Source organism: Streptomyces sp. NPDC037054 (assembly GCF_055606745.1).
In genome coordinates this window covers 267,601-281,124 of the sequence record NZ_JBVJSJ010000008.1, presented here as the reverse complement: position 1 = coordinate 281,124, position 13,524 = coordinate 267,601, and the positions used below count along the sequence as shown (strand labels likewise).

Genomic DNA, 13,524 nt, shown 5'->3' with positions numbered 1-13,524 from the left:
GGGCCGGGGGTCGGGAGTCGGGGTCGGGGGACACCCCTGGGCCGGGGGTGCGAGGGCCGGGGGACGAAAGCCGGGAGAGCGAAGGCCGGGAAGAGCGAAGGCCGGGAAGAGCGAAGGCCTGGGAGAGCGAAGGCCGGCGGAACCTCAGTCGCGTGCGGCCATCGCCTCGATGCCCGCGATCAGCAGGTCCAGCGCGAAGTCGAAGTCCCGGCCCAGCATCTCCGCCACGGTGTCGCCGCCGCGGGCCGCCATGATGTCCTTCGAGTCCTCGACGACGTGGGACGCGTCCGGGTCCTCGGACACCGACCGCACGGCGTGCTCGTAGTAGTCGTCCGGGGTCATGCCGGCGTCGGCGGCGCGGGCGACGTAGTGGCCCTCCATCGTGCCGTAGCCGTACACGAACTGGAACACGGCGGCGATCGCGCCGGTCATGCGGTGCGCGGGCAGGCCCGTCCGGCGGATCACGTCCTGCACGGCGCGCGCGAAGGCCAGCGCGTTCGGCCCGATGTTCAGGAACCGTCCGGCGAGCGGCGACAGCCAGGGGTGGCGGACCAGCAGCGCGCGGTACTCCCCGGCCAGGGCGCGCAGGTGGCCCCGCCAGTCGTCGCCGGGGGCGGGGCTGGTGCCGGTGCGGGTCCCGGTGCCGGTGCCGGTCTCCGCATCGGTCCCGGTGCCGGCCTCCGCGCCGGGCAGCCGTACCTCCCCGTAGGCGGCGTCGAGGGCGAGTTCGAGCAGGTCGTCCTTGGTGTCGACGTACCAGTAGACGGACATCGCCGTCACGTTCAGCTCGGCGGCGAGCCGGCGCATGGAGAACTTGGCCAGCCCTTCGGCGTCCAGCAGCCGCACGGTCACCTCGGTGATGCGCTCGCGGTCGAGCCCCGACGGCCGGCCCTCGCCCCGCCGGTCCCGCCGTGCCTTGCCGTCCAGCCACACACTGGTCATGACGCCTGCCTCACCTTCGACTCCGACCTCTCCGCCCTGCGCAGCAGCCACGCCGCCACCAGTCCCCCGGCCAGGACGGCCACGGCCCCCACCAGCTGACTGCTCGCCACCCCGGAGGAGAACGCGTCCACGATCCGCTCCCGCTCCCCCCGGCCGTCCGCCGAGGCCAGCGCGGCGGGCAGCGACGCCGCCGTCACCGGCACCAGCGCCGCGAACCGCGCGTTGAGCACCGCGCCCAGCACGGCCACCCCCAGCCCGTTCCCGAACTCCGCCAGCGTTCCGTTGATCCCGGCTCCGACGCCCGCCTTCTCCCGGGGTATCGAGCTCATGATGGCGTGTGCCATGGCCGGGTTGGCGATCGCGCACCCCACGCCGATGAGCACCAGCCCCAGCAGCGTCCCGGCGTAGCCGTCGTCGGCCCACGCGGCGACGGACACCAGGCCGCCCGACAGCAGCACCATGCCGAGCGCGATGGACGCCGGCACGCCGAGCCGCGTCGTCCAACGGGCCGACAGCTTGGAGAAGTTGAGGACGACGACGGTGAGGGCGAGCGGCGCGGTCCGCAGACCGGCCTCCAGTGGGCCGTAGCCGAGGACGAACTGCAGGTGCTGGGTGAGCAGGAACAGCGCGCCGCCCATCCCGAAGGTGATCAGCACCAGACCGGCGACCGCGCCCGTGAACCGGCGGTCGCGGAAGAACTGCAGGTCCAGCATGGGGTGCGGGACACGGCTCTCCCAGTACGCGAACACCGCCAGGACGAGGGCCGCGACGGCGCCCGTGGCCAGGACCCGGGCCGACGTCCAGCCGTGCTCCGGACCGGAGATGATCGCGTACACCAGGGACGCCATGCCGATGGTGGAGAGCAGGGCGCCGAGCAGGTCGGGGCGGTCGCCGCGCGGGCTCTTGGACTCGGGGACGAGGACGATCGCGGCCACCAGGCCCAGCGCGGCGACGGGCAGGTTGATCAGGAAGATCGCGCCCCACCAGAAGTGGTCCAGCACGAAGCCGCCGACGAGCGGTCCGGTCGCGAAGCCCAGCGCGCTGACCGCGCTCCAGATGCCGATGGCCCGCGCGTGCTCCTGAGGCGCGAAGATCTGCAACACCACGGCGAGCGTCGTGGTCAGCAGCAGCGCGGCGCCCACACCCATGCCGGCCCGTGCCGCGACCAGTTGGGCGGTGGACTGCGCGAGGCCGGCCACCAGTGAGCCGGCGCCGAACAGTGCCAGCCCCGTGATCAGCATCCTCCGGCGGCCGTAGCGGTCGGCGGCGCTGCCCGCGGTGAGCTGCAGCCCGGACTGCACGAGCGAGTACGCGTTGATCATCCACTGGATGTCGGCGGTGCCCGCGCCCAGTTCGCGGGTGAGGGACGGGATCGCCACGTTGAGGACCGTGTTGTCGAGCACCACGGTGAGCTGCGCCAGGCAGATGACCCCCAGGACGAGCCACCGCCGCGGGTGGCCTGCGGGGGTGGTCAGCGACGGGGACGGCTCGTGCAACGTCGTCATGCTGTACACCGTAGAACGATTCCCATACGGTGTACAGCGCGATGTCGTGAGGCCGGCGGCCCCCTCACGCCACCGCGGGCTTGATGAGGTATCCGGCGCCGCGGCGCGTGTGGATCATCGGGTCGCGGCCGGCGTCGATCTTCCGCCGCAGGTAGGAGATGTACAGCTCGACGACGTTGGCCCGCCCGCCGAAGTCGTACGACCACACCCGGTCCAGGATCTGCGCCTTGCTGAGCACCCGGCGCGGATTGCGCATCAGGAACCGCAGCAGTTCGAACTCCGTGGCCGTCAGGTGGATGGGTTCGCCGCCCCGCGTCACCTCGTGGCTGTCCTCGTCCAGCGTGAGGTCGCCGACGACCAGCACGGAGTCGGAACGCCGGTCGGCCGCGCCGGCCCGCCGGATGAGACCGCGCAGCCGGGCGACGACCTCCTCCATGCTGAACGGCTTGGTGACGTAGTCGTCGCCACCGGCGGTCAGCCCGGCGACACGGTCCTCGACGGCGTCCTTGGCGGTGAGGAACAGCACCGGTACGTCGGGCAGTTCGCGCCGCATCCGGCCGAGCACGCTCAGCCCGTCCATGTCGGGCAGCACCATGTCCAGCACGACGGCGTCGGGCCGGAACTCGCGCGCGGTCCGCACGGCACCCCGGCCGTCGCCCGCGCTGCGGATCTGCCAGCCCTCGTAGCGCAGGGCCATGGACAACAACTCGGTGATGGACTGCTCGTCGTCCACCACAAGCACCCGGACGGGCCTGCCGTCCGGCCTCAGCAGCTCGGTGCGCCCCTGGGGCGAGGTCGTGGTCATACGGTCACGATGTCGGCGGGCTCTGAGAGCACCCTTTCCGGAATCTGTGAAATTCCTGAGAAACGCACAGGGGGCTCTCAGGAACGGGAGTCCTCACCCCGCGAACAACCGGGCCCCGTTGTCGTGGCACACCGCCCGCAGCCAGTCGTCCCCGAGGCCGAGCCGCTCCAGGGCGTGCAACTGGTGCAGATAGGGATACGGGATGTTGGGGAAGTCGGAGCCGAGCAGGATCCGGTCACCGAGGCAGGCCAGCCGGGGCAGGGCGCGCGGGGGAAACGGCGCGAACCGCTCGCTGAAGTCGGTGAACGCCATCGTCGTGTCCAGCCGCACCTCCGGGTACCGCTCGGCGAGGCCGAGGAAGTCCTCGTACTCGGGCATCCCCATGTGGGCGACGACCAGCCGCAGCCGGGGATGCCGCGCCAGCACCTCGGCGACCGGCCCGGGCCCGGTGTGCTTGCCCGGCGCGGGACCCGACCCGCAGTGGATCACGACGGGCACCCCGGCCTCGGCGAGCAGCCCCCAGGCGGGGTCGAGCAGCGCGTCGGCGGGGTCGTACGCCCCGACCTGCACGTGCGCCTTGAAGACGCGGGCGCCCGCCTCGACGGCCTCCCGGACGTAGGCGTCGACTCCCGGCTCGGGGAACAGCGTCGAGGTGTGCAGGCAGTCGGGGGTGCGGCGGGCGAAGTCGGCGGCCCAGGAGTTGAGCCAGCGCGCCATGCCGGGCTTGTGCGGGTAGAGCATGGCGGTGAAGGCGCGCACGCCGAACTGTCGCAGCAGGGCGGCGCGTTCGTCCTCCTCGTGGCGGTAGGTGATGGGCCATTCCAGGCCGCCGGTCAGCGGGCCCAGGGCGTCGAAGTAGGCCCACACCTTGCGCAGCACGCTCTCGGGCATGAAGTGCGTGTGCACGTCGACGAGCCCGGGCAGCCCGAGCCGCTCCCAGAACGCACGGACGCCGGCCGCCCCGCCGCCGCTGCCGGAGGTGTCACGGCCGGAGGTGTCACTGCCGGAGGTGTCACTGCCGGGGTGATCGCTCATGAGGGCCAGCCTCACCCGGGAGCGCCGCCGGGGTCCACCCCTGTCACAGGGCTGCTGCCGCCGACTGGCCGGCGCCGGCTGCCGGCGCGGCACCGCCCCACCACCGGCGCCCGCGCCCACGGCCCACCGCCCGCCGGCGTCAGAACAATCCGTCCTGCACCCCGCCGACGGCCTTGAACTCCCGTACGGGAAAGGCCCGCCCGGGCCCCGGCGAGTCCCCGGACCCCCGGGAGTCACCCGACGGCACCAGCCCCCAGCCGGTCATCAGCCGCGTGTCGAGCACGACGACTCCACGCCCCGTCGCCAAGTGCAGGTCGGGCCCCGCGACTGCCACCAGTTCGCCGCTCACCGCGCCGCCCGGCACCAGCTCGGTCACCTCCCCGACGGCGGCCGGCGCCCCGGCCCGCCAGAAGTGCCTTACGTGATCCACCGGACGGAACGGCTCGGCCGTGAGCGACTCGGGCCAGGCGGCCAGCGCCACGGCGCGCGCGTGCAGCCCGGCGATCTCGGCGGCCCGCTCGGCCTCCCCGGCGGGCAGCACGCACCGCACGGCGCGCTTGGCGGCGTACGGAATGCGGTCCGGGACGCCGAGGGCGGCCCGCAGCAGTTCCTCGGTCCGCCGGGCGGCCATCAGCGGTCCGGTGCCGAGCCAGGTGAAACAGACGGCCCCCTGCTCCAGCAGCCGCGCCGAGCCCCGCTCGACGGCGGTGATCCCGACCTTGACCATGCCGGGCCCGAACCACGCCAGATACACGCGGTACGGCCGGGGATCGTCGGCGACCGTGTCGGCGGCCACGGAGTGCGCCCGGTCCAGCCGCGCGCACTCCTCGCACCGCGCGCCCGTACTCCGCGCGCTCACCGGCGCCTTGACGGGACAGGGATACCCCCGCGCCCCCACGCACGTCCGCACCCCCGACGCGACCACCCCGAAGCCCACCCGCTGCCCCGGCGCGACCGCACTGCGCCGCCCGCCGTCCCACACGAGCACGGGCCCGCCGTCCGCCCACCGCAGCCCCGCACACATCCATACCCGAGCCATCACCCACGACAGTAGAGGCCCCCACTGACAACGCCCGGGCACAAGCCCGGCACAGCGACGCGCGGGCGAACCGGTCGAGGAGAGCGGCCCGTTCCGCAGGAGCCGGCTTCAGCGGCCGGAGCCGGGCGCCCCGGGCGGGGCCGGGAACGCCCCGGGTGCCGTGCGCGCGCCGCCGCGGAACGCGCGCAGCCCGGTGTCGAAGTCGACCGCCGAGCCGACGCAGTACACGGTGCGGTCCGCCGCGACGTAGATCTTTCCGCCGCCGCGGATCCGTCGCACCACGGCGACGGCGTCGTCGCCGACGGGCACGACGGCCGTGCTCGCCTCGTCGAACGCCTCCCCCGCAGCGGCGGCGAGCCGCGCGAGCAGGGAGCGGCCGTGCGCGGCGAGTTCACGCTGGAGGTCGGTCAGCCCGGCATCGGGCACGGACCGGAACCCCGTCGCCGGGGCGACCGGGGCAGTCGGAGCGGCGAGAGCAGTCGGAGCGGCGGGGGCAGTCGGGGCGGCGAGGGCAGTCGGGGCGGCGGGCGGCTCGTCGAGGCTGCGGACCGTCCCGTCCGCCGCGACGTGCACCCCGGCGCCGGTCCACCCCGAGGTGACGACGACGGCGTCCTCGTCGGGCAGCACGGTGACGGGGAACAGCGGGCGGGAGCCACCGAGCATCGGCCGCCCCTGGAGGTGGAACACGCCGCGGTCGGCCAGCTCCCGCTGCCGTGGCGTCAACACGGCCCAGGAGAGCCGCTCGCGCAGCCACGCCGGCTGTTTGTCGGCGTCACGGGGAAACCGCGCCAGGTCCCGTGCGTATGCGTCCGGGTCGGGGGGAGGCAGGAGATACGGCTCGGTGTCGTAGTCGAAGGTGGTCTCGGCACGGTCCTCGGCGGTGAAGGTGAGCGTCATGCCGAACCACGTCCCCGAGCCGGGGATGTACATGACGGCGCGCAGTTCGGCGAGGGCCTCCGCGAACACCGCCGTCCCCGCCTCGCGCGTCATTGCGGGCATTCCGCCGCGCTCGGCCAGGCAGTGCGTCTGCGTGCGCTCGTCCACGACGAACGCCTGGAACCGGATGCGGTCCCAGTCCCCCGGCTGGGCCGCGGCCAGTTCCGTCGCCAGCGTCTCGATCAGCCGCGCCTGGGCGGGAAGGGGCGATTCGCCGGTGCTCATGATGCCTCCCCCACTGATGTCAAAGGCCCCGTCCGGCGAACCGGCGGGGCCTTTGAGCTGTGTGCACTCGGCAGGATTCGAACCTGCAACCTTCTGATCCGTAGTCAGATGCTCTATCCGTTAAGCTACGAGTGCTTGTTCTGTTTTCCCGCCGCTTTCCGGCCTTTCGGCCCGCTCGCGGCGACAGGAAGAACATTACATGACTGCCGCCGTCATGTGAAATCCGTTTGCCTCACCCCTTGTGACCTGCGGAAACGAGGTTCTGAGAGGGCTCGGCGGGGTAGCGGGGCACGGCGTGCGCGGCCGGGACGCAGCGAAGCCCCGGCCGCTGGGGCCGGGGCTTCGGTGATCTTGCGCGGAGGCGGAGGGATTTGAACCCTCGATGGGCGGTAAAACCCAAACCGCATTAGCAGTGCGGCGCCATAGACCGGACTAGGCGACGCCTCCAGCACACTCTTTCGCGCGCGGGCGCGATCGGTGCGTGCCGATGATGACACAGTCGAGCGCGGTGTCACCAATCGCCCCCCACGGTACTAGGCAGGCGGGCCGCAGGGCAAAGCCCTTGTCCGTCCGTGGGTCGGCATCCGCGCCGGTCGGAGGTGCCGCGCGCAACGTCCGGCGGGCCGGCGCGTTAGTCAGGGCATGTCTCACGTCATCACCCCCCACGCCGCCGGCGCGCACGCCGCCCCCGGCCGCACCCCGCGAGCCGTCCGCCCGTCCCGTCCGGCGCTGCGCCGGCTCGTCGTCGGCGTCGCCGGCTCCCTCGCCGCGCTCGGATCGCTCGCGGCGTCGCCCTCCGTCGCGCACGCCGGTGTCGGTCCCGCCATGCTGATGCCGCCGCCCGTGCGGGACGAGGACCGGGCCGGCGACCACCTCGTCGTCACCGTGCGGGACGCGGGCCGCGGCGCCGACGGCACGTACGAGCTGTCCTGCCACCCGCGCGGCGGCAGCCACCCGCAGCCGGCGCGGGCCTGCGCCGCCGTGGAGCGGAACACCCGGTGGGGGCAGGACGCCTTCGCCCCGGTCCCGGAGGGCGCCGCCTGCACCATGCAGTACGGCGGTCCGGCCACCGCCCGCGTCACCGGCACCTGGGCCGGGCGCCCCGTCGACACGACGTACGACCGCAGCAACGGCTGCCAGATCGAGCGCTGGGACCGGCTCGTGCCGCTGCTGCCCGACATGAGGTGACGGGACCGAACAGGTTTTCCGAAGCACGGGCAAGAGGTGCGTAAAGGTCGCGCGAAGGTACGGCGAAGTGTGCGCAGGCGGGGACGTGTTCCGCGGCACTTCGCCGTCACTTCCTCGTGCGACGTCCCTCTCATCCGGCGTCGCGAGCGCAACGTCAGCCCTTAGACTCCCTCGCGTGACACGCTGCGGGACGGTTGGCAAGATGGCCCGAGCGGTCGGCAAGGTGCGGTAACAGGGAGGAAGCGTCTCGTGAGCAGCAGGCCATCCCGAGGCGCTGCTCGCCTCGCAGCCATACTGGACGCGCTGCCGGACGCGTTGGTCCTGGTCAACGCCAACGGAACCGTCGTCAACGCGAACACCATCGCCCTGGAGACCTTCGAGACGCCCGGCACCGCGCTCGTCGGGCGGGGACTGCTCGACCTCCTGCCGCAGTTCGACTCCAAGCTGATCCCCGGCTCCATGCGGCGGCCCGACCACATCGACCCGCGCGCCCGGACCAAGCCGACCCGGATGATCGCCCGCCGCACGGACGGCACCGAGTTCCCGGTCGAGGTCACGAGCGCGAATCTGGAGAACGGCCAGCAGGCCTACGACGGTTACGGCTACACCGGCGACGAACTGCTGATGCTCGTCGTCCGCGACCTGTCCGGCACCGTCGACACCGAGGCCGAGCTGGCGCGTTCGCAGCGGCAGACCGAGATGATCCTGCGGGCCGCCTCCGAGGGCGTCGTCGGCACGGACACCGAGGGCCGGATCGTCCTCGTCAACCCGGCCGCCGCCCAGATACTGGGATACCGGGCCAGCGACCTCGGCGGACGCGAGCTGCACACGCTCGTGCTGCACTCGCGGGCCGACGGTTCGCCGTTCCCCTACGAGGAGTCGCCGCTCGCCGACACCCTGCGCTCCGGGCGCAAGCACCGGGTGCGCGGGCAGGTGGTGTACTCCAAGAGCGGCGACCAGCTGCCCGTCGACCTGACGACCGCGCCCGTCCGCGACGGCGACCAGCTCGTCGGCGCCGTCATGACCTTCACCGACCGGCGGCCGTACGACGCCGTCGTCAAGGAGAAGGAGACGGCGGAGCAGCGGCACGCCGAGGAGCTGGAGCGGATCGCCGAGGAGCACGCCTCCGAGCTCACCGCGCTGCGCCAGCAGCACGTGACCGAGCTGGAGGAGCTCCGCGAGAAGCACGCGGAGGAGCTCGCCGCCGGCGAGGACCGGTACGCCGCGCTCGGCGAGCGCGAGAAGGACCGCTACGAGGCGCTGGCCGCCCGGCACGACCAGCTGCTCACCCTGCTCGCGCGGTCGCTGCGCGGGCCGCTGGAGGAGCTGCGCCGCGAGCTGGCGGCGCTCGCCGCCGACGACGCCGGGCAGCTGTGGCCCGAGGCCAACCAGGTGCTCCACCACCTCTCGGCCGGCTACTCCCGCATCACGACGCTCATCGACAACGTCCTCGGGTACCAGCAGCTCGACACCGGCGCCCAGGCCGTCGCCCGTACCAAGGTCATGCTGGACGCCGTCGTCGCCTCGGGTGTCGACGGTGCCGTCGAGCTGATCGGGCCGGGCCGGGTGCAGTTCGCCGTGCACGCGCCGCCCATCGAGGCCGAGGTCGACCCCCGGCTGCTCGCGACCGCGCTCGCGCACCTCGTGGCCGACGTCGCGGGCGTCGACTCCACCGGCAACGCGCCCGTGTCGACGGGCGGTTACATGGACAACACCGTGGTCGTCGCGGCGGCGCAGCGCGGCGAGGTCGTACGGATCGAGGTGCGCGGGCCGTACGCCGGGGGAGACCCGGTGCACGAGCCGATCGTGCGCGGGATCGTGCGGGCCCACGGCGGCGTGCTCCAGACGCACGAGGTGCCGGGGATGAGCGGCAGCGCGTACGTCCTCGAGGTGCCGATCGGGGGCGGGGCCGGGGTGGTCGCGGCCCAGGTTCCGGCGCTGGAGCAGGCGCAGGCACCGGCACCGGCACAAGGGCCGACGGAGGGGGAGGCCGCGGCTTCCGGCGGGGGGTCGGCGGTCGTCGCCGCGGCTTCCGGGGCTCCGGGGGCCGCGGGCGCTTCGGGTGCCGCGGGTGCTTCCGGCGCTTCCGGCGCTTCCGGCGCTTCCGGCGCTTCCGGTGAGCAGGGTTCCGGGGGTGGGCGGCGTCGGGCGCGGCGGTCGTCCGTGGACGCGTTCCTGGAGAGCGGCGTGCAGGGCGCGCCCGGTGACGGTGACACCGAGGCCGCCGCGCCGACGGGCCGGCGCAGGCGCCGCGCGGTCGAGGCCGCGCCGGGGCAGGCAGCCGCCGGCTCGGGTCCGGGCGCGGGTGAGGTGGCTTCCGGTGGTACCGGGCGACGCCGTGGGCGGCCTGCGGAGGACGCGGGTGCCGCGGCAGGCGGGAGTGGCCCGGGTGCGGGGGCCGCAGGTGCGGGTGCGGGGGCCGCAGGTGCGGGTGCCGCGGCCGAGGGCGCCGTCGTCACCGCCGCCGAGCATGCCGCCGGGACCGCCGCGACCGGCAACAACCTGGGCGGGACGGTGCCGCCGCAGGGCGTGCCCGCGCCCGGTGGACGTCGTGCCCGCCGCGACACGGGCGAACAGCACGCGCTGCCGCCGGCGCTGCCGGCTCCGTCCGGTGAGAACGTCTCCGAGGCCGAGTCCGCCCAGCCGACGGGGCGCCGTCGCCGCGCCCTGGCCGCCGCGAACGAGCGCGCCGCCGCGCAGGAGGCGGGACCGCGCACGGTCTTCGCCCTGCCGCCGGCCGAGGCCGACAGGGCGGAAGGTTCGGCGGAGGCGGAAGGTCCGCATGTCCGTCCGGGTGCGGGTACTGGTGCGGGTCCCGGTGCTGGTGCTGGTGCGGGTCCCGGTGCTGCTGGTGGGCAGGCCGAGGGCCCGGGGCGGTCGGGGCACGGGTCGGCTGCCGGGCAGGTTCCTGGGCAGGGGCCGGTCCCCGGGCACGGGCAGGGCTCCGCGCCGGGGCAGCCCCAGGCGCAGGCGCCCGTCGCCGGGCCGGGTGGCCAGGTGCAGGTGCCCGGGCCCGCTGCCGCCGGTGACGGCATGATCGACGACGGTCGGCACGACGCCGTACCGCACGACCAGTCCGGCGACCACACGCCTCCGCAGCCCCATCCCGCGAGCGCGCCGACGGGCCGCCGTCGGCGGGCGGTCGCGCAGCCGACGGACGGTTCCGCCGCCCAGGGGACGCCCGCTCACGGAGTCCCCGCGCACGGTGGCGTGCCGGGCGTGCCGGGCGTGCCGGGCCAGGGATCGCCCGCTCCGGCTCCGGCGGCTCCGGGGACGACACCCGCGCACGGAGTACCGGCTCAGGGTGCCGCAGTCCCAGGGGCCCCGGTTCCAAGTGTTCCCGCGCCGCACGGGGTTCCCGCACCGGCTCCGCAGGGCGCCCCCGGCCAAGCTGTCCCCGTTCCGGCGCAGGGCACGGCCACGCCCGCACAGGGCTCGCCCGCCGTACCGGGCGCGAACGCTCCGGGCGGGCCGAACCCCGTCCAGCCGGGCCCGGCGTCGCAGGACACGTCCGGCGGCCTCGGCCTGCCCGCGCAGCAGCCGGCTGTCGCCACGGGACACCCACTGCCGCCGCAGGTCCCCCTGGGCCAGACCGCCCCCGCCCCCGTCGCCCCCGGCCTGCCCGGCCCGGGCCACGCGGCTCCGGGCCAGGCAGCTCCGGGTCACGCGGCTCCGGGTCACGCGGCTCCGGGTCAGCCGGCCCTCGGTCAGGCTCCCCACGCTCAGGGCACGCCCCCGCAGGGCACCCCGGCACACGCCACCCCGGCGCACGGCACACCCGCCCAGGTGACCCCGGCGCACGGCACACCCGCCCAGGTGACCCCGGCGCACGGCATCCCCGCGCAGGGCGCGCCCGCTCCGGGTGTCCCCGTCGGTCAGCCCCTCCCCGCCGAGGTCCCGCCCGGCCAGGCGACCCCGGCCCAGGGCACCCCGGCTCCCCAGCAGTGGCCCAGCCCGCACAACACCCCCGGCGCGGGCACCCCCGTACCTCCCAACGGCACCGCCCCCACGCCGCCGAACCCCGCCGCGCCCCTTCCGCCGCAGGACACCGCACCCGTGCCCGTGCCACCCAACGGCACAGCGCCCACGCCTCCGCACGGACACGCTCCCGTTCCGCCGCAGGGCAGCCCGGCCCTGCCTCCGCCCGGTGTCGCCCCCGTGCCGCCCAACGGCGCCGCGCCCGTGCCTCCGCCCGGTATCGCCGCCCCCGTGCCGCCCAACGGTCTCGCCGGCCCCGTGCCCGCGAACGCCCCCGGCGGCGACGTACCCGCGCCCGGCGCACCCGGCGTTCCCCCGGCCGCGCAGCCGCACACGCCGGCGCCCGGTACGCCGCTGCCGCCCGAGAGTGCCGCGCCCGCGCAGCCGGATCAGCCGGGGCATGCCGCGCCGAACGGTCCGCAGCCCGGCCAGGGCGGACAGCCCGCCCGGGTCGCGCAGCCGTTGCCCGCCGAGGCGGCAGCCGCGGCGGCCGCGCCCGTGGACCCCAACTCCACGCAGGGACGCGCCATCAGCGTCCGCACCCTCGGGCAGGGCGTGCCGTTCACCCGGCAGGCGGCCCAGGTGCAGCAGCCGCAGTCGCCGGCGACCCCCGCCCCGCACCAGCCGGGCGGCTCGGGGCGGCGGCGCAAGCTGGGGACGCCGCCCGACCCGGCCGCCGGACGCCCGGACCAGGCCGCGGCGGCCCAGGGCGCACCGCAGGCCACCCCGCAGGCCCCCGCCCAGTCCGCGCCGTCCGTGCCGTCCGCGCAGTCAGCCCAGTCCGCGCCCGCCGGGCAGGCCCCGGCCTCCTCGTCGGCCGGGCAGTCGCGGCTCGCGGCCGGGACCGAGGGCTCCGGGCGGTCGTACGCCATAGGAGCACCGGACGAGAACGCGGCCGAGGGGCCGGAGCCGTTGGACGGCCCCGGTGGTGCGGTGGAGGTGGCGGACCCGCCGCGTCCGCAGCCGATGGACGACGAGCTGCCGCCCGAGCCGCTGGACAACCCGCGGCGCCTGCTGGTGTGGCCCGCGCCGGACGTCTCGACGCAGCAGGCGCTGAGCGACCGCGGCTACCGTCCCGTCGTCGTGCACTCGCGCGAGGAGGTCGACGCGCAGATCGCGGCGTTCCCCGCCGCGCTGTTCGTGGACCCGCTGACCGGTCCCATCACGCGCACCGCGCTCCAGTCGCTGCGGCAGGCCGCCGTGGCGGCGGAGGTGCCGGTCCTCGTCACGGCCGGGCTCGGGCAGGCGTCGCGGGACGCGGCGTACGGCGCCGATCCCGCCGTACTCCTGAAGGCGCTGGCGCCCCGGGACAGTGAGCAGCACCCGCCGCGCGTGCTGCTGATCGAGGAGCACGCGGAGATCGCGCTGGCGCTCACCGCGACGCTGGAGCGGCGCGGGATGCAGGTGGCGCGGGCGGCGAGCGACCAGGACGCGGTGACACTGGCGTCGCAGTTCCGGCCGAACCTCGTCGTGATGGACCTGATGCAGGTGCACCGGCACCAGGCCGGGATCATCGACTGGCTGCGCGCGAACGGGCAGTTGAACCGCACGCCGCTCGTCGTCTACACGGCCGCCGTCGACCCCGCCGACCTGCCGCGGCTGGCGTCGGGCGAGACGGTGCTGTTCCTCGCGGAGCGGTCCACCAGCGCCGAGGTGCAGGCCCGGATCGTCGACCTGCTGGCCCGCGTGGGCACCAACTGACCGGTACCGACCGACCGGGCATCAACTGGCCTCAAGAAGTGGGCGGGGCCGCCGTGGCAGCCCCGCCCTTCACACCGTACGTGCCCTTCGCGGCGTCACAGTTCGTGCCCTTCGCGGCGTCACAGTACGTGCCCTTCGCGGCGTCACAGTTCGTGCCCTTCGCGGCGTCA

Annotated in this window: 8 protein-coding genes and 2 tRNA genes; 2 read left to right on the top strand and 8 right to left on the bottom strand. The window is 75.1% G+C overall.

Translation table 11 applies throughout. From position 1 onward, the window contains the following. Window positions 1-144: 144 nt before the first annotated feature. From ACZ7D7_RS21310 to ACZ7D7_RS21275, 8 genes are all read right to left on the bottom strand, one after another. Window positions 145-942, bottom strand: coding sequence for a TetR/AcrR family transcriptional regulator (locus ACZ7D7_RS21310; protein ID WP_470826142.1), 798 nt, complete (start codon window positions 940-942; stop codon window positions 145-147). Then, window positions 939-2,447, bottom strand: coding sequence for an MFS transporter (locus ACZ7D7_RS21305; protein ID WP_470826141.1), 1,509 nt, complete (start codon window positions 2,445-2,447; stop codon window positions 939-941). Before ACZ7D7_RS21305 ends, ACZ7D7_RS21310 begins: the two co-directional genes overlap by 4 nt. Window positions 2,448-2,511: 64 nt before the next feature. Further along, window positions 2,512-3,252 (bottom strand): response regulator transcription factor, encoded by a 741-nt coding sequence (locus tag ACZ7D7_RS21300; RefSeq protein ID WP_470826140.1) that lies wholly within the window; start codon window positions 3,250-3,252, stop codon window positions 2,512-2,514. Between the two features lie 93 nt (window positions 3,253-3,345). Further along, entirely contained in the window at window positions 3,346-4,287 is a 942-nt protein-coding gene (locus ACZ7D7_RS21295; RefSeq protein WP_470826139.1) for an amidohydrolase family protein, read from the bottom strand. 139 nt (window positions 4,288-4,426) lie between these two features. Continuing rightward, window positions 4,427-5,326: a DUF2797 domain-containing protein gene (locus ACZ7D7_RS21290; RefSeq protein ID WP_470826138.1), complete on the bottom strand. Its 900-nt coding sequence runs from the start codon at window positions 5,324-5,326 to the stop codon at window positions 4,427-4,429. 108 nt (window positions 5,327-5,434) lie between these two features. Next, on the bottom strand, window positions 5,435-6,487 hold the full coding sequence (locus ACZ7D7_RS21285; protein ID WP_470826136.1) for a hypothetical protein: 1,053 nt from the start codon (window positions 6,485-6,487) through the stop codon (window positions 5,435-5,437). 62 nt (window positions 6,488-6,549) lie between these two features. Beyond that, window positions 6,550-6,622 (bottom strand) — tRNA-Arg (locus ACZ7D7_RS21280). Between the two features lie 221 nt (window positions 6,623-6,843). After that, window positions 6,844-6,934, bottom strand: a tRNA-Ser gene (locus tag ACZ7D7_RS21275). Between the two features lie 195 nt (window positions 6,935-7,129). Here ACZ7D7_RS21275 and ACZ7D7_RS21270 point away from each other — a divergent pair. Together ACZ7D7_RS21270 and ACZ7D7_RS21265 are read left to right on the top strand one after the other, a co-directional pair. Then, complete coding sequence (locus ACZ7D7_RS21270) at window positions 7,130-7,675, top strand: SSI family serine proteinase inhibitor (RefSeq protein WP_470826135.1); 546 nt, start codon at window positions 7,130-7,132, stop codon at window positions 7,673-7,675. Between the two features lie 249 nt (window positions 7,676-7,924). Then, the gene (locus ACZ7D7_RS21265) at window positions 7,925-13,354 is read left to right on the top strand and encodes a PAS domain S-box protein (RefSeq protein WP_470826134.1); all 5,430 of its coding nucleotides are present in this window, start codon (window positions 7,925-7,927) and stop codon (window positions 13,352-13,354) included. The last annotated feature ends 170 nt before the right edge of the window (window positions 13,355-13,524 follow it).